Raw genomic sequence first — 19202 nt, forward strand, 5'->3', positions numbered from 1 at the left:
CGCATAAGGGAGGAGCGCTTGCAGGCGCTGATATGCCTTGCCGACAATGGCTGAAGTGGCGCGGCGCGCCGGCGTGTCGGTGTCGACCGTCTCGCATGTCGTCAACAACACGCGCTTCGTTTCGCTGGAAAAGGCGAGGCTGATCAACGACGCCATTGCCGCCATGGGCTACCAGCCCAACGAGCTGGCGCGCTCGCTGAAGGCCTCGACCACCAACAGCGTCGGCCTGGCGATCTCGGCGATCTCCAACCCTTATTTCACCGACATCATCTGCGCGGTCGAGGCCGAATGCGCGCGGCTCGGGCTGATGGTGTTTCTGTCGGATACCCAGGAGGATCCCGACCGCGAACTGCAGGTGGTGCGCGCTTTTCATCAGCGCCGCGTCGACGGCGTCATCCTGGCGCCCTCGGGCTCGCCGCAGCGGGCCATCGACTATCTCGCCGACAAGAAGATGCCATGCGTTCTGATCGACCGTTTCGCCGACCAGCGCTTCGACCAGATTGGCGTCGAGAACGAAACGTCGATGCGCGCGCTGATCGACCATGTCGCCTCCTTCGGCCACAAGCGCATCGGCTATATCGCCGGACAGCCCGGCCTGACGACGACGCGCGAGCGCATCGAGGCGTTCCAGGCTTCGCTCGCCGCCAATGGACTTGAGTGCGTGACGCGCTATCTCTCGGCCGAGAATGTCGACACGGCGGCGGCGACCGCATCCACCCACGCCATCCTGTCGCTGCCGTCGCCACCAACCGCATTGGTCACCGGCAACAACATGACGACGATCGGAGCCGTCCGCGCCATCCGCGAAAAAGGCCTCACCATTCCGGGCGATCTGTCGCTGGCCGGCTTCGACGATTTCGAATGGGCCGATTGCTTCGAGCCGCGCCTGACGCTGGTCGCGCAGCCCTGCACCGAGATAGGCAGGCAGGCGGCAGCCCTGCTCAGCGCCCGCATCGCGGCGACCGGTTCAGAGCCACGTTCGGTGCGGCTGCAGGCGACTCTGCGGGCGCGCGCCTCCTGCGGGAGGCCGACCCACACGAGGCTAACATGACCGCGCCGCTGCTGGTGATGACGGGCGCCGTCAAACGCTTCGGCGGCGTGCAGGCGCTGCGCGGCGTCGACTTCGACCTGAAGGCGGGCGAGATCCACGCGCTGCTCGGCGAGAACGGCGCCGGCAAGTCGACGCTGATGAACCTGTTGTCGGGCGTCTACACGCCGGACGAAGGCATCATCGAGATCGACGGCAAACCCGTGCGTTTCAACAACCCGCGTGAGGCGCAAGCGGCCGGCATCGCCACCATCTTCCAGGAGCTCGACCTGGTGCCGTCGCTCGATGTCGCCGCCAATCTGTTCCTCGGCCGCGAATTGATGCGTCCGGGCGGCTTCCTCGACGTGCCGGCAATGCGCCGCGAGGCCAAGAAGCGGCTGGAGGCGATCGAGATCGCCATCGATCCGGCCGCCATGGTGGCGGATCTGTCGATCGGCCAGCGCCAGGTGGTAGCGATCGTCAAGGCGCTGTCTTACGCCTCCCGCGTGCTGATCATGGACGAGCCGACGGCCGCACTCACCGTCGGCGAAGTCGAGCGGCTGTTCGATATCATGCGCAAGCTCGCCGCCACCGGCGTCGGCATCGTCTACATCTCGCACCGGCTGGAGGAAGTGCCCGGCATTGCCGACCGGGTGACGGTAATGCGCGACGGCCGTGTCGCCGGCATCACCGAGCCGCACGCGCCGCAGGCCGAGCTGGTCAGGCTGCTGGTCGGACGTCCGCTGGACGAACTCTATCCGCAACGCGCCAAGGCCGCGGGCAAGCCGCTGCTCAGCCTGAGGAACGCCAGCTTCAAGCTCGCCCGCGACAGCGCCGGCTGGCAGGCGCCGCAAGGCGTTTCGCTCGATGTCCATGAAGGCGAGATCGTCGGTCTTGCCGGCATCATGGGGGCAGGGCGCACCGAGCTGCTGTCCGCGCTCTACGGCACCGGCCTGTCCGGCCGCTGGGAGGGCGAGGTCGCCATATCGGGCAAGCCGGTGAAACTGGATTCGATCAGTGCTGCCCGCCACGCCGGCATCGCCTTCGTCACCGACGATCGCCGGGGCTCGGGCCTGATGCTGCGCATGGCGGTCGGCCTCAATCTGGTGATGTCGGTCATATCCAGAATCTCGCCGAACTGGCTGGTCTCGCCGCGCCGCCAGGCCGAGGCGGTGAAGGAATCCTTCGGTCAGTTCGACATCCGGCCGAAGAACCCTGATATCGCCGTCGGCGCACTGTCCGGCGGCAACCAGCAGAAGGTGGTGCTGGCAAAAGAAATCCTCGGCAACCCCAGGCTGCTTCTGCTCGACGAGCCGACGCGCGGCGTCGATGTCGGCGCCAAGGGCGAGATCTACCAGCGGCTCAGGGCACTCGCGGCGCAAGGGCTGGGCATTCTGGTGGCGTCCAGCGAGATGCCGGAGCTGATCGGTCTGTGCGACCGCATCGTGGTGCTGCGCCAGGGGCGCAATGTGGCGGAATTCTTGGGCGGCGTCGACGAGCACACGGTGCTGGCCGCGGCTAACGGCAGGGAGGCCTGATGTCTCAGGACAACAATCCAGTGGCAGCGAGCCCGGTGATGGCGGCGCCTCAAAAGCATCGCGACCCGCTGGCGCTCATCGTGCGCTTCCAGAGCCTTATCGGCCTGGTGCTGGTGGCGATCGGCGGCATCATCTTCTCGCCGCGCCGCCATGGCGAGATCCTGTTCCTCAACCCCGACAACATCGCCAACATCGTGCGCGCCGTGTCGGAGACCGGCATCATCGCCATCGGCATGACCTTCGTCATCATCACCGCCGGCATCGACCTGTCGGTCGGCGCAGTGCTTGGCCTGTCCAGCGTCGTCACCGCATCGATGATGATCTCCGGCGGCTTCGGCCTGATCCCCACCATCCTCGCCGTGCTCGCTTTGGGCATCGTCTTCGGCGCCATCCAGGGCACCATCTCGACGCGTTTCAGGCTGGAACCGTTCATCGTCACGCTGGCCGGCCTGCAGGCCGCGCGCGGGCTGGCGCTGGTCGTCTCCGGCAACCAGTACATCAACATTTCCTATGGCGAAGGGCCGGGCCTGGCGCCGCCGGTGTTCGCCGTGCTGGGCGAGCGGCTGTTCAACAACACCGTGCCCGTGGCGACGCTTGTGTTCGTCGTCTTTGCCGCGATCGCCACCATCGTGCTCAACACCACGCGCTTCGGCCGCTATGTCTTTGCCGTCGGCGGCAATGAGCGCGCCGCGCGCATATCCGGCGTGCCGGTGTCGATGGTGAAAATCTCGGTCTATGCCATCACCGGCTTTGCCGCCGCCCTTGCCGGCATTGTGCATGCCGGCCAGTTCAATTTCGGCAGCGCCAATGACGGCATGGGCTATGAGCTGACGGCCATCGCCGCCGTGGTCATCGGCGGCACCAGCCTGTTCGGCGGCGCCGGCTCGATGGTCGGCACCGTTGCCGGCACCATCATGCTGGGCGCGCTCGCCAACATCCTGCAGCTCAACAACATCACGCCCGCCATGCAGCTGCTCGCGACCGCCGCGATCATCGTTTTGGCGGCAGTGCTTCAATCCCTCGTTCGCCGCCGCGAGGGGTTGGGTCGTTAGTGCATGTCGCGCAAAAGGTTTTGCGATGACGACATGCACAAACAAACAAGGAGGAGACGGCAACACGTGAACGTCAAACCAAGGTCTGGCCCCCCGGCCAGACGAGGAGGAGAGTGAGTTATGAAAACGACACTAAGAGGATCGACCCTCAAGGCCGTGCTGCTGGCCGGCGCTGGCCTGTGCATTGCAGGCTCCGCTTACGCCGCCGAGCCGCTGGTGAAAGCCTGCGCCAAGGACGGCCAGTTCGTCATCGGCTTTTCGCAGGCCAACAATGCCGAGCCCTACCGCCAACACGTCAATGACGAGCTGGAGGCAGCGGCCAAGGAAGTGCCCGGCTTCACGCTGCAGATCGCCGACGGCGCCGGCAACGTCAACACGCAGACCTCGCAGGTCGACAATTTCATCACCCAGAAGGTCGACATCCTGTTGATCTCGCCCTTCGAGGCCGCACCGCTGACGCCGGCGGTGAAGCGCGCCATGGATGCCGGCATCCCGGTCATCGAGCTCGACCGCAAGACGGTCGGCGACCCCGGCAAGGACTACACCGCCTTCATCGGCGGCGACAATTTCAAGATCGCCGAGGAAGCCGGAAAATACACCGCCAAGACGCTGCTGCCCGATGGCGGCGAGGCGGCGGTGCTGCAAGGCCTGCCAAGCTCGACGCCGGCCGTCGAGCGCCTCAACGGCTTCAAGGAAGGCGTCAAGGGAAACCCGAAAGTCCAGATCGTCGCCGAGCAGGCCGCCGACTGGGTCCCGGATAAAGCGCAGGTCGCCTTCGCCGCCATGCTGCAGGCGCACCCCGACATCAAGGTGCTCTACGCCTCCAACGACATGATGGCGGCCGGCGCGCTGCTCGCCGCCAAGGGCGCGGGCAAGGACGTCAAGATCATCGGCACCGACGGCCTGCCTGGCCCGGCAGGCGGCATCGAGGCGGTCGCCAAGGGCGATTGGGTCGCAACCTTCACCTACCCGACAGGCGCCAAGGAAGCGATCGAGATGTCGAAAAAGATCCTGCTCGACTGCGCGACCGAGGTGGACAAGACGGTGACGGTGGAGACCACCGCGATCACGGCCGAGAATGCCAAGCAGCTGATGGGGAAGTGAGGGGGGCGGTAGGAGCCCGGCACTGAGGTTGAAAGCAAGGCCCCGGGAGGGGCCTTGTTGCGTTGCGGCAAGCTACGGCTGAATGGCCGCTGCCGGCCTTCAGATCAATGCCATCGCTACTCGTAAGCGGACGTTGGTCTGCTTAAAAACCGTAAGTTGCGGCTGCGCCGGGGATCGTGATGTTGCCGATTCCGCGCTCGTCGAGATTGCCGGCAGAACGTGATGCGTCGTTAATCACTCAACGTCTGCTGCGATGAACCAATCGTTGACCTCCCGCAATTCCGCACGCGCCTCTTCGAACCTACCCTGTGACCGCAATAGCTTTGCCAGACTATTGGTCGCCTGCAACTCCCAACTCCTAGCGCGCTGCTGCCGCGCAAAGGCAATAGCCTCGCGGAAAGAAGCCTCTGCCGCTCTGTCTCCGACTCCATTTGCAAGTTCGATCTCGCCGCGAATGCGAAGCAAGGCAGCTGTAAAGTAATGCTCGCCAATCTTTTCGGCCTCGCGCAGACCTTTCTCGACGGTCTCTGCCGCTATATCGAATTGTCCTGAGTTAATGAAAGCTTTGGCCAGTAAGCCTAAATAACACGATTTGTCGACTTCCTGATCTTCAAGGTCACTCTCGGTCAATGCCATCATATGGCTTCCCACCAGACTGTCATCGAGGCTTGATGCAGCCAAGCCGCCAAAAAAGCGCGCCACCCGTGTCCAGAGATTGAAACCGTTTTCCTGCGCTAATGGCAGAAGTTCATCCGCCAGCCGAGCGATATCCCTGCTCTCTTCGCGGAAGGCGAACAACACGCACCCGTTTCCCAAGCAGGCCGCCAAGCGATAGGCGGATTGCTGCCGAACGGTCGCCTCCGCCTCGAGGTAGAGTTTCAGCGCTTGACGGCGATACCCCAGAATATGCAAGGTCCACGAAAGGTAGATCATGGCCATACTCGGAAAGTCGCTGCCGACCTCGTCTGCACTGCCCATGTGGCTGAGAGCGCGCTCAAGATATTGCCGGGCCTCCGCCAACTCACCCTGACAGAACAGACTCATCCCCTTAAACTGCAGACCTATAACGAGCGCGTTTAGGTAGCCGCCCTCCTCGCCGACCCGAATTAATTCATCACTGGCCGCGAGGGCCTTACCAAACTGGCCCGAGTTGAAATGGGTACCGAAAAGCCCGTCGAGTGCCCTAATCGTCGCTTCCAGTTCGCCAAGCTTCCCGCTCAGCGCTATGGCCCGCTGATACGCGGCACTGCCTTCGCCCGTCACGTAGCCGAGCGCAGCATACAGAACGTCGCCCAGTTCCAGTTCGAAGCGAAGCAACCTGCGGCTACGATCGTCGGAGTCAGGCAAGAGTTTCGCGGCTTCAAGCCCCTTCCTGAAGATACGCACTGCGTCAACTTTAGCCCAAGTCTTGGCGGCCTTCAGCCCTGCCTGCAGCCAGTAGTCAGCGGCGCGATCGAACAGACCGGCGTCGGCGAAATGCTCAGCGAGCACTTCGGGATAGGCAAAGCCCGCATTGGGGTCGCGCAGCTCGATGCATTCGGCAATCGATTTGTGAATCTGTTGCGCACGTTCGTGCAGCATCGTGCCTCTAGCGGCCTGCTGGAGCAGCACGTGGGTGAACGAAAAGCCTGCTCCGGCCGTCCCTCGCTCGGCTACGATCAGCCCTGTGCGCATCAGCTCACCAACCGCAGCGCGCAACTCCGCCTCAGGCCAATCACAAATTTCGCGCAGCATGTCGAAATCGAATTCGCGGCCGATCGCCGCCGCGACCTGCGCGACTTCCTTGGCGGTCCCCAGCCTGTCGAGACGGGCAAGCAACGAGAACTGCAGAGAGTTTGGAATGTTGTTCGTGAGTGACAGACGCTTGGGCTGCGATACGTCTAGGCGCAACCCTGTTTCGACCACGCTTCGAGTAAGCTCTTCGATATAGAGCGGGACGCCTTCACCGCGATCGAGCACCGCTGCTACGTCAGCAGCGAGCGCATTCGGACTAATGTCATGGACAATCGCTTCAGCGTCCGCTCGGCTGAGCGCTTCAAGCCTGATATGGTGCCCGTCAGGACCGTCGACCCATGGAACGCTTGCGTTGTTCCTGCTCGACACAAGCAAGAGGGCAGGTGTCGAAGCCAGGCTGGCGACGACTTTGTCGAGAAGGTCGCGCGAGGTCGCATCGGCCCATTGCTCATCCTCGAACAAGATCAGGATCGGGGTAGTTCGCGCCAAATAACTGACCAGATCGATGAATGCTTGCTCGGCAATGTTGCGCTGTCGTTCGGCACTTATCCCTTCAAGCCTGTCCGGCATTGTCGTCGGCATCCCGAGCAGGCCTGAGAAGATCGCCAGCGCGATGTCGCTGGACACCGAGCCTATCGACAATCCGTTGCGGAGCTTTCGAAGCTTTTCTTCCGTTGAGTCACCGTCCTCGATCGTTGCAATCCTCTGCAACTCTGCGAGGAATGGATAAAGGGTGCTGTTCTCAAAGGTCGGAGAACATTGCATGGTCAGTTGCGGAAAGCTGCGCAGACGCTGCTGGATTTCGTTGAGCAACCGGGACTTGCCGATTCCCGACTCCCCCGAGACCAACACGGCATTGCCACGCCTGTCGCGCACGACAGTCTCCCAGTGCTCCATCAGCAGTCGCAATTCGGCGTTGCGGCCGCACAGCTTGGTCATACGCGCCCGCTTTGCAAAGCGGGTCGGCACCATGCGCGCCCTTTGCACCTGCCAAACCTGGACTGGCGCGGCGAATCCCTTCAGCTCATGTTTGCCGAACCCGGTGAAATCAACCGCGCCGCTTGCGGCCTCGAAGGTCGCCGCGTCGACAAGGATCGTATTCGGCTTGGCCAGTACCTGCAGCCGTGCCGCTAGATGCGCGACGTGACCGAAGGCGACGGTGGATACACCGCTCGGTGCGCCGACGAACTCACCCACCACGACTTGGCCGCTCGCGATACCCATCCTCACTTGCAACGGATATCCCTGATTTGCGGAGATGGTGGCCACCGCATCAACGATCTCGAGTGCGGCCAGCACCGCGAACTCGCTGTCGTCCTCACCAGCTGTTGGATAGCCGAAATAGGCCTGAATAGCATCGCCGATGTAACTAGCCGTCACACCCTTGCGGCGCCGGACGACGCTGCTGCAGGTCTGTAGAAAGCTCTCAATCAGGTGTTGGAAATCCTCGGGATCCAGGCGGTCGGCATATTCGGTTGACCCCACCATGTCGCAGAACAGGATGGTGAGATAACGCCGTTCCGCAACAGGTTTCGCCGGACTGCCGGGCAAAATAGGGCTAGCCAATGGAACCGGCGTGGTCACGCTCCGGGACCCTCCTTAGTGCGGCGACCATGTAGCACCCAGTCATGTTATCGCAAATCCCGGTGCTCACCAGTCGCTTTCGATCGCGTCAGGTGGTTCATTGAAGCTCGCCACACTGAACATCGGCGTAGATCAAATGGTCTGCCTCGCTAAATGCCGCTTGGCTCTGGTCGAAGCAGAACCGTTTGGGCACCAAACGAACTAAGGTGCGTCGGTTGCATTCACCGGGCAGATCGATCTGGAATGTGCGCGGCGACATCGACTGCGCCGGATCGCTCCATTTCTTGTGACCAGCAAACGAAACGTTCTCGATCAACAAGCTGGAGCCGGCTGAACCGACTGGACCGGAGATAGCCTCGAAGCTGATGCCCTTTGCCTGCTCGATGCTTGGATATTCGCCACTTTGCGGCGGATCCCCGTTTGCCGGAATCGTGCCCGCGCTGACTGCCACATTGATCCTGATATCGTCGCGCTCGGGAACACCACCGTAGCTGTTGCGAAAGGTCCAGCTTAAGCGAAGGACACGCGTCCTGACGTCCTCTCCGGGCGGTGGAGGCAAAACCCGAATCTCGGCCTCGGCAAGCGAAGAGCCTTCATCCTGCGCTTCTGGCGCCGGGCAGCGCGTGTAGAGTGGGCGGTAGCCACACTCAGGACCGCCGGCTCCCCACAGACAGTCGCTCAGCTTGCGCCAGTCTTCCAAGCTCAATCGAGGCGTTCCTGAGGACAGGTCATTGCCGGACCCCGGCACCATCCAGGGATGGATGCCGCTGCTGCCGATCGCCCAGTCCGTGCGATGTGCTTCTATGCCGGCGTAGACGGTCTGTTCCTCGTGCAGCTCGAGCAATTGGACCCAGGTTGGCGATGTGACCGCCGGTTCGTACCCGACTGCGTCCGCGGCAAAACGGCGGCCGGTGATTTGTGTGGTAAGCGTGTGGCAGCTTGTGCAGTTTCCGGTCGGATCTTCGACCGTCCTGGCTTGGCTAAGTTCATTGGGATAGGTGCCGGTGTAACCGGAGCCGACCACGCGGAACGGCGCGCCCGGCAACCGCGGTCGGCGCGGTAGAAAATCTCCCAGGCTGAAGGCGGTCGATTTGGAATCGCGGGCTGAACGGAAACCGACCCTGCTCTGTTCAATGTGCGGATCTATCACATAGGGGCTTTTGTTGTCATGGCATGCATGGCACGAGATCTGGAACGTCGGGTCATAGATTTTCTCCGCCGCAAGCCTTCCGATGTCATCGGAATAGTTGCGCCCGCCTGGCGGAACGAAGGGCTTTGACCAATCGAACTCGCTCCGGTCCTTGCGGCCGTCGAAGAAGATGATTTCTCCGGATTTCCGATTGAACCCGATGGTGCCGAAGACGGAAAATCTCGGATCCGACCGTGTCCAGTAGGGATCGGTGCTGACCTCGTGGCTGATATTGGACTTTCTGCAGAGGAACAGCCATTCCACGTTGCCGCGCACGACCCTTACTGCACGTGAGTTCAGCCCACAGTAGGTTGAGCTGCCAGTTAGCGAAGGCTTGTCGCATCTGGGCAATGTCGCCGTCCATTTCACCACCTCTCCGTTCTCATTGCTGTGCTCGAACTCCAGCGGAGAGCCCGGTTTTGTCGGATTGGGCTTGAGGTCGACGACATTGCCATCAACTTCCAGTGGGATGACCTTCATCTGTGGGCTGCCGCAATCGCCCTCTGGAATAGGACCGAACACCGCCCGCGCTTCATCGCCAGACCTCGTTATGACGTCGGTGCTCTTTGAGGCTGGCGCCCAAAAGATGTCAGGGTTCCATCGCGTAACGGCTTCGGCGAACGCCTTCCCATCGAGTTCAGCGGGAGCGAAAGCGACGCTGCGAGGGCGCAGCGGCTCGAAAGCGGAACTGCGTGGCAATGGTGACGCCGCGCAGTTGCCCGCCTTGCTGCAAATCATGTCGGCCTGATTGGAGCCTTGCCTCTCGCCGGCTCGCGGCGCCGACACGAAAGCTTCATGTCCGATCGTCCCGGACAACAGGAGAAACGCAACGCCGAGGACAGCAGCGATCAGCGCAACAGCACGCATCTCAGCCCACTGGAGCGTGCCAGTGAACCCATGGCCGATCTCTGGGCGTCATCGCTTCTTCGCTGCGACAGAGCCAGCGTCATAGTCAGCGTGGACAGTAAGCGATTGAAATCGCCACATGCCGTCATCGCCCTTTACAACAGACGCGCGGGCATCCGCCGAATAGTCAAGACTCGGTGCCGAAGAGTGGGAGTCCTGCATTGTCACAAGGACTATCGATTTGGTGTTCACCGTCTTGTCGTCAACCACGTCGAACAAGGTGTTGGTCACGAGATGCCGGGTCTGGAGTTTATCGGTTTCCAGTTTCTTAACTATTATTTTCATTTGCACGAGAAGATCATGTGCCGACTCTGGGCCAAGGTCGAGTGTCAGCTCGAGGACACTGCTGCCTGCATCGCAAATCTCATAGTAAGACGATTTAGGTTCCGCAAAGAGGGTGGCGAACGCGGCTGCATTTTTTTCGTCGATCGTCCAGGCGTAGCGGGACAAAAGATCTTGGATTGCCTGACGGTCTTCGGCCGGAGGATTATTATTGACGTTCCAGCCATGAGTAGCCTCTGTTCCACATGAATCAGCCAAAGCAGTGCCGCTGAAAGCAAAACAGAACCCATACGCCAGGGCAAAATACCTCAAAATCGCGCAGACTGTTATTAAGCCTTTCCAACGCTCGCTCATAATGGCCCCCTCGGATGGAGCTTGATGGGAAAGTAGCGGTTCATCTTATACCACGCCAAAAAAGGCGCCAGTGAAAATCGATGTCATTGCAGGCCGGGGATGTCGTATTCCTGAATTTGTGAATTTGTGGTAAGTTGTACTCCCCTGTCTGCAGCAATTTCATTCCTGATTGCCAGATCAGCTGTGGGTGATCCTGGTATGCGTTAGCAAAATAAAAGCTCACGTAGGCGAAACAATAGATTCTAATCGTGGTTACACAGGAGCAAAAAATGCCAAACATTGTTCGAAATATGGTGTTTCTAATTTCAGCCTTTTTTAGTATAGTTCCTTTGGCGTTTGCGCAGCAGAATCAGGAAATTGAGATAGTTCTGCAATCGCGCCTGACTTCTTTTGGAAACGATACCCCGCTAATTATTGACTTTACTCTCACGAACCGGTCACGCAGCCCGATCAGACTGCTCAGGTGGACCACGCCGATCGACGGCGTCTCGGGCGAGATTTTTTCAGTAGCGAGAGGGTCGCAGCCAATTCAGTATATTGGCCCTTTGGTGAAGCGAGCAGAACCGACCGAGGCTGACTTTATCAATATCGAACCCGGACAATCGATTTCGGTGCCCGTCGATCTGTCATTGTACTACGCCATCTATGAAGCAGGGATCTATGCGGTTACCTATGATACAGAGAGAGTGGGTCTGCTGGTTGGCCCTCAAGGTGCCCTGAGACGCGCCCAGGTTCTGAGCAACGCCGTCACGTTCAGGCTTCTATCCGGTCGAATTCCTCCGGAACGGATACCGCTCTCGGCACCCAAATTCGACCAGTGTGACAGCTCTCAACAGGACGATATTGGCGCTGCGCTGGCTGAAGCAAACAACATAGCCTCGGCTGCCCTGCAGGTTTTGCAGGGCACGCCTTCTGCCCAGCAACCGAATTCTCAACGATATCTGACATGGTTTGGGGCGCATACCGTAGGACTGTACGCGAAGGCCACTGGAAATTTCTCGAAGATTGCGGATGCTCTTGCAAACAAAGCAATATCGTTTGGATGTCACGGCAGCGTCTGCGGACCGGGAGTTTATGCGTATGTGTTCCGTGGTCAACCTTATAATATCTTTGTTTGTCAAAAGTTCTGGTCAGCCGCTCTGAAAGGAACGGATTCAAGATCTGGAACGATTGTACACGAAATTAGTCACTTTGAGGTCGTCGTCTTCACAGACGACTATTCCTCTGGTGGTCAAAATACCGCCAAGCTACTCGCGGTTGAAAACCCCCCGCAAGCCACAGAAAATGCCGATAGTCATGAATACTTTGCGGAGAACAACCCGGATCTTCCGATGTGAGGGACACCCAGGCAACTGATCCAGCGTGGATACGGGTGCCGTATTGCCATCAGAAACGAGAAAAGATCACCGAGGGCCGGACACATTGCGATCGCATGGTGAATGTCCGCTATCGCTCCCGCACACCGAAAGCGGTCCGGTCGCTCTCGGCCAAAATGCGACATTCAACTTTCGTCTCGTCCTGTCAGGATTTGGCAAGCCACCCGCCGGCTGGCTCCGAAATGTAGGATCGAAGTCCTGGGCGCGCATGCTAATGCGGACAACACGAACTGGACCGGTTTGGCAGTGATCCACTGCGCGCGCCAAACCCTGGCCGATTCACGGCGCAGCCGTGAACCCGCACTGCTTCTGTTCCATGTCGATCTGCTTGGTGATCCGGATGGCGTTCTGGGCGTAGGCTTCGGTCACCGAGCCGCTGTTGACGGACTTGTCCTTCAGCGGGCTGACGGCTGCGCAGAGGTGGAAGACATGCTCGGTGTCGGACTTGGCGGCGCCGTTTTCCGGCGCGATCCAGTAGACGACATCCTGGCCATTGGGGTGTGCCGCGTCCTTCGTCGCCGCGGCCACCGTGGTGGAGTCGGTGGCGATCGCCTGCGCCTGGGCGGCGACCTCGGGCGAGCATGCCGTGGTCGGCTGACCCGCCTTGATCTGTTCCGCGCAGGTGTTCATGTCCTGCGTGTACTGCTCGACCGACGGCGGTTGGTAGCTGACACCGATCAGCGTCGCCAGCACGGCCAGCACGGCGCCGATGCCGCCGGCCACCTTCTTGCTCTTCGGGTCCATGTTCTTGTCGTTGAGGATCAAGATAACCAGCGGCAGGAAGGCAATCAGGGTGATGATCGCGCCGAGCTGGTTCTGGACGAAGAACCGGAACGTGTCGGATTCGCGGGCCGGGTCCTTCCGGTTGGCCGCCTTCCAGAGCAGGCTGCCGGCGATGGCGAAGATCGCGATGCCGACCAGGATGCCGATCAGCAGCGGCAGGTTGCCCTGGTCGAACTTGTGCTTGTAGAGCAGTACGATCCCGGCGATCTCGCCGCCAATGGCGATGACCCACGACAGCACGGCGAACAGGCGCAGCCGCGTGGCCCCGGACTTCTGGCCCTGCGTTGCCTGCCAGTCCTTGGTAACGTCTACGGTCGGCTTGTTGTCGGTCATGACCAGATCCCCCGGTATCGACACGTTTGCGGGGCGTCAAAGGCGCCCGGCGCAGCGTCATTGAACGAACGTCGCCTGCCCCGGCGCGAAAGCGCCACGGCAGACCCCATCCTTATTGCGCATGATGGGATTCGTCCATAGGCGAGGCTGGCGGACGCCGATGCCGGCGATGGCGCGGAGGAGGGCAGGGCAATCGCATAAGGCGGCGCCAGCGAATACCCCCACCCTTAATCCCTCCCCACAAGGGGGAGGGAGACTTGGTAGGCGCTGATCGCCGCAAATCGCCTAGGTTCCACGCCAGAATGGGTGGCTTGCGGCAGCGTTCCCTCCCCCTTGTGGGGAGGGTTAGGGTGGGGGTCCTCTTCGTAAGAACTCATATGTGATCGCCTTGCGCCGACGAAGGGTAGGTGGGTCGCCGAACCCGAGGGAGCGCCATATGCGATCGCCCTGCCATAGGTCGGATCACGCCACCGCGGGAGTGCAACTAATTTGTATACAAATGTTTCTGGCCGGCATCGGTTTGTGAAGCGCTTCACCGTTGCCGCGCAATCGATCGGTTACAGAGGTGGCGCAAGAGCGGGCCTAAGGCAGCGCTCTGCTGCTGCATGGAGGTAACCGATGTTTGAAAGTCTCAGCAGAATTCGCGCTGCCCTGGCGCGCGCCAGCAAGCACAGGAAGACCGTGCGCGCACTGAATGCGCTGCCGACGGAGATCCAGAAGGACATTGGCTGGACGGAGTCGAGGTCGATCGATGAGATAAGGCTGCCGTTCTAGGGCCGCATCCAGCGTCGCTAATATATCGCTCGCCATCGATTGTTCGGAAGCGTACAGTGCAGCATCGTCGGCCACATCAATGGGCGCCGACGCTTGGGAGCGACCATCGCACTCCTGCCCCGACAGGAGGCATTGGAGCCATGGCGGAGCAACCGAGACAGTCCGGTCTGAGCGCCGAGGCGCTCGCGGCCTTGGCGCGGGAAACCGGGGCCTCCGAGCAGCAGATACAAGAGATCGCATCGCTGATCGGCAACGATCGCCCGTCCATCGTGCGCGAAGCGCGCATGGTTGCGGCTGACCGCCCGAAGCGCTGATCCAGGAAAAAGCTGCTGGATTGATTGATGGGGCGTCGCCCCTGATTTGTCGGTTTTGTACGAAGTACAATGGCTGAATCCGAGTCAGCTATCGTCCAATGACCGTTTGCATTTGGGCAGGGCGCCGACGGCTGGGAGATGACATGTGCTCTTGCCCTTGGGGAGAGAGCGATGGACCAGTCGGTCAGCAAGGAGAAAAGCGGCCTTTTGCGCCGCATGAACCCGGCCGACTTCGCACTGCTTGCGCCGCATTTGCACCATCGTGTGCTCGATCTCAAGGCCCCGCTCGAAATGGCGGGCGAGCCGGTCGCCTCGGCCTGCTTCCTGGAAAGCGGCCTGGCCTCGGTGGTGGCGAGGAACCGGCCGGGCCTGGACACCGAGGTCGGCATCATCGGCCACGAAGGCATGTCGGGCTCCGCCTTGGTGATGGGCGCCGACTGGGCGCCCCATGACTGCTACATGCAGATGCCGGGCGAGGCGGTGTGCATCGATTCCGAGCCGTTCAAGGCAGCGCTGCAGAAAAGCCCGACGCTTCGCGCCTTCCTGCTGCGCTATGCCCACTACCTGCACGGCCAGACCAAATCCACGGCGCTGAGCAATGCCCGCGCCAAGCTCGAGGATCGGCTGGCCCGATGGCTCCTGATGTGTGACGACAGGGTGGTCGGCCATCAGATCCAGATCACGCATGAGTTCCTGTCCGTCATGCTCGGCGTCAGGCGTCCGGGCGTCACCATCGGCCTGCAGATCCTGGAAGGGCGCGGCCTGATCCGGTCGAGGCGCGGCGAGATCGTCATTCGCGACCGCGATGGCCTGATCGCCGTCGCCGACGGCTTCTATGGCCAGGCCGAGGCCGAATACGAACGCCTGCTGGGCTGAGCCTGGCACGGGCTGGAAATGGCCGACGCGAATGCCGGTGAAAGCATGTTGCCAGAGCCGCGCCGGCCATTTGCGGCCATCTGGGGAGAGGCCGCCCGGCAAATCTAGCATCGGCGCAAAAGCGGGCAACGAACCGCAATGGCTTGGTAAAAACCGTACAATCGAATTGTGTTGAACCTTGGTTCGGCAAGAGTATGAATCTGCTGTCGTGACCATGTATAGGGGGCGCTGGCGCCTGAGGCTTCGACAGGCCCGCCCGCCGATGTGAACGGGGAAAACCGAAATGGCAGAACTGCTTTTCGATGTATCCGCCTTCGATTGCGCCATCCTGCGTGCCGCCTTCATCAAATCGGTGATGGAAGACAATGTCCCGGAAAAGCGGTGGCGCGCGCTCGCCGCTTCCCTGGTTCGCGACCTGACCGACCACGAAGACGTCGAGCCGGATCTGCTCGGCTGGATCACGCGCAAGTAGCAATATTCTGACGGTCCGGCGGCTACCCCAGCCACCACCACAGCGCCGCGATCGCCGCAAGCACCGCCGCCACCGACAGCCCCAGCATGATGTAGCTGCCCTTGATGATGTCTCGGATGATCTTCTTCACGCTTTCGCGGTCGTTGAGGTTGGGGAAGGGCTCGTTGGGCAGCGCCACGCCGAGGAAGCCGCAGAGCGGCGCCCAGCCATCGCTGACCTTGAATACCAGAAGCTTCTCCGGCGGCACGGCCGCTATCACCTCCTCGGTGTAGGCGTTGTAGCGCGCCACCGCCTTGGCGCGGTCGTCCATCACGCCGGCAAGCGTGCGGCCCCAGATCAGCCTGTGCGACATGTCGCCGAATTTGCGGCCGAACGGCGTCAGCCATTCCAGCACCTTGAACTGCCACAATGTCTCGGTGAAGTGGATGGTGTCGATGGTGCTGTCGTACCAGGCCTCGGCGCCGCGCGGATGCAGCGTCAAAAGCACCTTGGCGTCGGGATAGGCGGCCATCAATTCGCGCCACACGCAGCATCCCGGATTGTCGACCGTCGCCTTGTAGTTGGCAAAGACTTTGGTCCAGTCGTGCTGGGTGCCGGGCGGGCTGTTGGCCACCTTGCGCCAGAAGTCGAGATGGCCCTTGTTGGCCTTGTTGAGGATGACTTCCTGCATGTGATAGCTGGGAAGGCCCAGCCTGTTCAGCGCGGCAAAGGTCGACCATGTGCCGGTGCGGCCGAATCCGGCACCGATGAGCTCAAGCGTCATTTTAACCCCCCTTGTTGAGACCGCTTTTCTTTTTATGCCGGTCCGCTCGGAATGAGGTTGCATCCGCGCCCCTCGGCGCGCAACAATTTTCCCTGTGCAGCGGCCAAAATGTGTTTGCTTTTTCGTCTGGGCCACGCGGAATGAGGGTCTGGCTATTCCAGCGGGTGAGGGAGCCTGATAATAGGTCAGTCAGATTGACCTAAATCGCATGGCCGGAACGGTCATGCTGGACCAGATGCCGTATCCCGGGAGGTGGGCTCGTGAGTTTGATGGACCTGTTGGCGTCGCGCGCCTCACGCATGAAGGCGTCGGAAATCCGCGAGCTGCTCAAACTGCTCGACCAGCCCGACATCATCTCCTTTGCCGGCGGCATCCCCGATCCGGCTTTGTTTCCGGCGCAGGCGATCGCCGATGCCTATGCCTCGGTGCTGGGCGGTGCGGAGGCGAGCGCAGCACTTCAGTATCAGGTCTCCGAAGGCTATCTGCCGCTCAGAAAATGGCTGGCCGGCCAGATGGGCAAGCTCGGCATTGCCTGCGACGAGCACAACATCTTCATCACCTCCGGCTCGCAGCAGGCGCTGGATTATCTCGGCAAGCTTTTCCTGTCGCCCGGCGACACAGCACTGGTAACATGGCCGACCTATCTCGGCGCGCTGCAGGCCTTCAACGCCTACGAACCGCGCTACGACCGGCTGACGCCGGACGGCGGCAACATGACGCCTGCCGCCTACCAGGCCGCTGCTGCCGCTGCAGGCGGCAAGGTGAAATTCGCCTATCTGGTGCCCGATTTCGCCAACCCGACCGGCGAGACCTTGAACCGCCAGCAGCGCGAGGCGGTGCTTGACCTTGCCGGCGAGCTCGACATTGCCGTCATCGAGGACGCCGCCTATCGCGCGCTGCGCTATGACGGCGAGGGCCAGCCGCCGATCCTGGCGCTCGACTGCGAACGCTCCGGCGGCATCGAAAACGCCCGCACGCTCTATTGCGGCTCGTTCTCAAAGATTCTGTCGCCGGGCATGCGCGTCGGCTGGATCTGCGCGCCGCGCCGCGTCGTCGAGCGGCTGGTGCTGATGAAGCAGGCGTCGGACCTGCACAGCCCGTCGATCAACCAGCTGGTCATGCACCGCGTCTCCGAGGCCGTGTACGACAGCCAGGTGGAAAAGCTGATCGGCGCCTATCGCCAGCGCCGCGACGGCTTGCTTGCAGCACTCGAAGCGGAAATGCCGGATGGCGTCAGCTGGAGCCGACCGGAAGGCGGCATGTTCGTCTGGCTGACATTGCCTGAGGGTTCGGATGCCACCGCGCTGCTCGCCCGCTCGGTCAAGGAAGCCGCGTCGCCTTCGTGCCGGGCAACGCATTCTACGCCGACGGTTCGGGCCGCAACACGATGCGGATGAGCTTTACGCTGGCAGATGAACGCGCGGTGGGTGAAGGCGTGCCGAGGCTGGCGAAATTGATGAAGGGCTAGGCGCCCTACCTCCCCCTTGTGGGGAGGTCGACCGAAGGTCGGGTGGGGGTGCTTGGCGCCGACCCCCACCCCGATCCGCTTTGCGGATCGACCCTCCCCACAAGGGGGAGGGTAAAAAAGTCACTCCGCCACCACCAATTTATCCTGCGTCTTCGTCTCGAAATCGCTGGCGTCGTGGCGCTCGTGCAGTTGCATGGCGGGGTCGCCGAAGGCGCGGTTGACCATGCGGCCGCGTTGCACGGTCGGGCGGGCGTCGATCGCCTTGGCCCAGCGTTGTACGTGCTCGTAGTCCTGCACCGACAGGAACTCGGCGGAATCATTGTACATGCGGCCGAGCGCCAGGCCGCCATACCAGGGCCATACCGCCATGTCGGCGATCGAATAGAAGGCGCCGCCGAGATATTCGGTCTCCGCCAGCCGCCGGTCGAGCACGTCGAGCTGGCGCTTGGTCTCCATGGCGAAGCGGTCGATGGCGTATTCGATTTTTTCGGGCGCATAGGCGTAGAAATGGCCGAAGCCGCCGCCGAGATAGGGCGCCGAACCCATCTGCCAGAACAGCCAGGACAAGGTTTCCGCGCGCGCCGGCTGTTCGGTCGGCAGGAACTCGCCGAACTTTTCCGCGAGATAAAGCAGGATCGAGCCGGACTCGAAGACGCGGACAGGCGTCTTGCCGCTGCGGTCGAGCAGCGCCGGGATCTTGGAGTTGGGGTTGACCTCGACAAAGCCCGAGCCGAACTGGTCGCCATCGTTGATGCGGATCAGCCAGGCGTCGTATTCGGCGCCCTTGTGGCCGAGCGCCAGAAGCTCCTCCAGCATGACAGTCACTTTGACCCCATTCGGCGTCGCCAGCGAATAGAGCTGCAGCGGATGCTTGCCGACCGGCAGCACCTTGTCATGCGTCGGACCGGCAATAGGCCGGTTGATGCTGGCGAAAGTACCGCCATTGGCTTTCTTCCAGCTCCAGACTTTCGGCGGGGTGTATTCGGTCATGCGGGGAATTCCTTGGGTTTGGCGGGGCGAAAACGACGGCGCGGGACTGATGGCGGAAAAGTCGGCGGAACGTAGATGCTGGAACACATAGGTGCAATTCAGAAAGGTTCAACTTGTGTTGAACTATTATCGATGTCAGCGCCGCCCCTCATCGCCCTGCCGGGCACTTCTCCCCGTATAGTGACGGGGAGAAGGACGCTGTCGCCTACTGATTTCGCCAATTGCCAGCGTTGCCAAGAGCGCCGATGTTGCGGCCATCTCCCTTCTCCCCGTCGCTATACGG

The 19202-nt window shown here is 61.5% G+C and carries 15 protein-coding genes and 1 pseudogene; 10 read left to right on the plus strand and 6 right to left on the minus strand.

The window, feature by feature from the left end; genetic code table 11:
• Positions 1-37 precede the first annotated feature (37 nt).
• The 4 genes from NKI61_RS16570 (at position 38) to NKI61_RS16585 (ending at position 4721) form a co-directional block, all read left to right on the plus strand.
• Positions 38-1051, plus strand: a complete 1014-nt coding sequence (locus tag NKI61_RS16570) for a LacI family DNA-binding transcriptional regulator (RefSeq protein ID WP_352840085.1) — start codon at positions 38-40, stop codon at positions 1049-1051.
• Positions 1048-2565: a sugar ABC transporter ATP-binding protein gene (locus NKI61_RS16575; protein ID WP_352744680.1), complete on the plus strand. Its 1518-nt coding sequence runs from the start codon at positions 1048-1050 to the stop codon at positions 2563-2565. Before NKI61_RS16570 ends, NKI61_RS16575 begins: the two co-directional genes overlap by 4 nt.
• Positions 2565-3617 (plus strand): ABC transporter permease, encoded by a 1053-nt coding sequence (locus tag NKI61_RS16580; RefSeq protein WP_023705098.1) that lies wholly within the window; start codon positions 2565-2567, stop codon positions 3615-3617. The genes NKI61_RS16575 and NKI61_RS16580 overlap by 1 nt, the downstream gene beginning before the upstream one ends.
• A gap of 120 nt (positions 3618-3737) precedes the next feature.
• Complete coding sequence (locus NKI61_RS16585; RefSeq protein ID WP_023689831.1) at positions 3738-4721, plus strand: substrate-binding domain-containing protein; 984 nt, start codon at positions 3738-3740, stop codon at positions 4719-4721.
• A 234-nt stretch (positions 4722-4955) separates the two neighbouring features.
• Here the strand turns inward: NKI61_RS16585 and NKI61_RS16590 are convergent, their stop codons facing one another.
• The 3 genes from NKI61_RS16590 to NKI61_RS16600 all read right to left on the minus strand — a co-directional run bounded on the left by NKI61_RS16590 (position 4956) and on the right by NKI61_RS16600 (position 10770).
• On the minus strand, positions 4956-8039 hold the full coding sequence (locus tag NKI61_RS16590; protein WP_352840087.1) for an ATP-binding protein: 3084 nt from the start codon (positions 8037-8039) through the stop codon (positions 4956-4958).
• A gap of 97 nt (positions 8040-8136) precedes the next feature.
• Complete coding sequence (locus NKI61_RS16595) at positions 8137-10095, minus strand: hypothetical protein (RefSeq protein ID WP_352676042.1); 1959 nt, start codon at positions 10093-10095, stop codon at positions 8137-8139.
• A 48-nt stretch (positions 10096-10143) separates the two neighbouring features.
• Positions 10144-10770, minus strand: a complete 627-nt coding sequence (locus tag NKI61_RS16600; protein ID WP_023697777.1) for a nuclear transport factor 2 family protein — start codon at positions 10768-10770, stop codon at positions 10144-10146.
• A 269-nt stretch (positions 10771-11039) separates the two neighbouring features.
• Between NKI61_RS16600 and NKI61_RS16605 the strand changes: the two genes are divergently transcribed.
• The gene (locus NKI61_RS16605; RefSeq protein ID WP_023735414.1) at positions 11040-12107 is read left to right on the plus strand and encodes a M35 family metallo-endopeptidase; all 1068 of its coding nucleotides are present in this window, start codon (positions 11040-11042) and stop codon (positions 12105-12107) included.
• A gap of 318 nt (positions 12108-12425) precedes the next feature.
• Here the strand turns inward: NKI61_RS16605 and NKI61_RS16610 are convergent, their stop codons facing one another.
• Complete coding sequence (locus tag NKI61_RS16610) at positions 12426-13262, minus strand: SLC5/6 family protein (RefSeq protein ID WP_352840089.1); 837 nt, start codon at positions 13260-13262, stop codon at positions 12426-12428.
• A 618-nt stretch (positions 13263-13880) separates the two neighbouring features.
• Here NKI61_RS16610 and NKI61_RS16615 point away from each other — a divergent pair.
• The 4 genes from NKI61_RS16615 (at position 13881) to NKI61_RS16630 (ending at position 15698) form a co-directional block, all read left to right on the plus strand.
• On the plus strand, positions 13881-14036 hold the full coding sequence (locus NKI61_RS16615; RefSeq protein ID WP_023671409.1) for a DUF1127 domain-containing protein: 156 nt from the start codon (positions 13881-13883) through the stop codon (positions 14034-14036).
• Between the two features lie 140 nt (positions 14037-14176).
• Positions 14177-14350 (plus strand): hypothetical protein, encoded by a 174-nt coding sequence (locus NKI61_RS16620; RefSeq protein WP_023754596.1) that lies wholly within the window; start codon positions 14177-14179, stop codon positions 14348-14350.
• A 171-nt stretch (positions 14351-14521) separates the two neighbouring features.
• Complete coding sequence (locus tag NKI61_RS16625; RefSeq protein ID WP_352840090.1) at positions 14522-15226, plus strand: Crp/Fnr family transcriptional regulator; 705 nt, start codon at positions 14522-14524, stop codon at positions 15224-15226.
• 283 nt (positions 15227-15509) lie between these two features.
• Complete coding sequence (locus NKI61_RS16630) at positions 15510-15698, plus strand: hypothetical protein (protein ID WP_023671412.1); 189 nt, start codon at positions 15510-15512, stop codon at positions 15696-15698.
• A gap of 22 nt (positions 15699-15720) precedes the next feature.
• On the opposite strand, the gene NKI61_RS16635 is transcribed toward NKI61_RS16630, so the two are convergent.
• Positions 15721-16461, minus strand: a complete 741-nt coding sequence (locus NKI61_RS16635; protein WP_023734005.1) for a sulfotransferase family protein — start codon at positions 16459-16461, stop codon at positions 15721-15723.
• 269 nt (positions 16462-16730) lie between these two features.
• Between NKI61_RS16635 and NKI61_RS16640 the strand changes: the two are divergent.
• Positions 16731-17929 (plus strand): annotated as a pseudogene (locus NKI61_RS16640) (aminotransferase-like domain-containing protein).
• A gap of 120 nt (positions 17930-18049) precedes the next feature.
• Here the strand turns inward: NKI61_RS16640 and yghU are convergent.
• Entirely contained in the window at positions 18050-18919 is an 870-nt protein-coding gene (gene yghU, locus NKI61_RS16645) for a glutathione-dependent disulfide-bond oxidoreductase (protein WP_023693764.1), read from the minus strand.
• Positions 18920-19202: the final 283 nt, after the last annotated feature.

This window comes from Mesorhizobium sp. M0514 (assembly GCF_040321145.1).
In the GTDB taxonomy this organism is placed as follows: domain Bacteria; phylum Pseudomonadota; class Alphaproteobacteria; order Rhizobiales; family Rhizobiaceae; genus Mesorhizobium.

Bases quoted from the DNA above. Each gene is read 5' to 3' on its own strand.
- NKI61_RS16575 (WP_352744680.1), top strand. From the start codon at position 1,048: ATGACCGCGCCGCTGCTGGTGATGACGGGCGCCGTCAAACGCTTCGGC.
- NKI61_RS16615 (WP_023671409.1), top strand. From the start codon at position 13,881: ATGTTTGAAAGTCTCAGCAGAATTCGCGCTGCCCTGGCGCGCGCCAGC.
- NKI61_RS16600 (WP_023697777.1), bottom strand. From the start codon at position 10,770: ATGAGCGAGCGTTGGAAAGGCTTAATAACAGTCTGCGCGATTTTGAGG.
- NKI61_RS16595 (WP_352676042.1), bottom strand. From the start codon at position 10,095: ATGCGTGCTGTTGCGCTGATCGCTGCTGTCCTCGGCGTTGCGTTTCTC.
- NKI61_RS16620 (WP_023754596.1), top strand. From the start codon at position 14,177: ATGGCGGAGCAACCGAGACAGTCCGGTCTGAGCGCCGAGGCGCTCGCG.
- NKI61_RS16580 (WP_023705098.1), top strand. From the start codon at position 2,565: ATGTCTCAGGACAACAATCCAGTGGCAGCGAGCCCGGTGATGGCGGCG.
- NKI61_RS16610 (WP_352840089.1), bottom strand. From the start codon at position 13,262: ATGACCGACAACAAGCCGACCGTAGACGTTACCAAGGACTGGCAGGCA.
- yghU (WP_023693764.1), bottom strand. From the start codon at position 18,919: ATGACCGAATACACCCCGCCGAAAGTCTGGAGCTGGAAGAAAGCCAAT.
- NKI61_RS16625 (WP_352840090.1), top strand. From the start codon at position 14,522: ATGGACCAGTCGGTCAGCAAGGAGAAAAGCGGCCTTTTGCGCCGCATG.
- NKI61_RS16635 (WP_023734005.1), bottom strand. From the start codon at position 16,461: ATGACGCTTGAGCTCATCGGTGCCGGATTCGGCCGCACCGGCACATGG.
- NKI61_RS16605 (WP_023735414.1), top strand. From the start codon at position 11,040: ATGCCAAACATTGTTCGAAATATGGTGTTTCTAATTTCAGCCTTTTTT.
- NKI61_RS16630 (WP_023671412.1), top strand. From the start codon at position 15,510: ATGGCAGAACTGCTTTTCGATGTATCCGCCTTCGATTGCGCCATCCTG.
- NKI61_RS16585 (WP_023689831.1), top strand. From the start codon at position 3,738: ATGAAAACGACACTAAGAGGATCGACCCTCAAGGCCGTGCTGCTGGCC.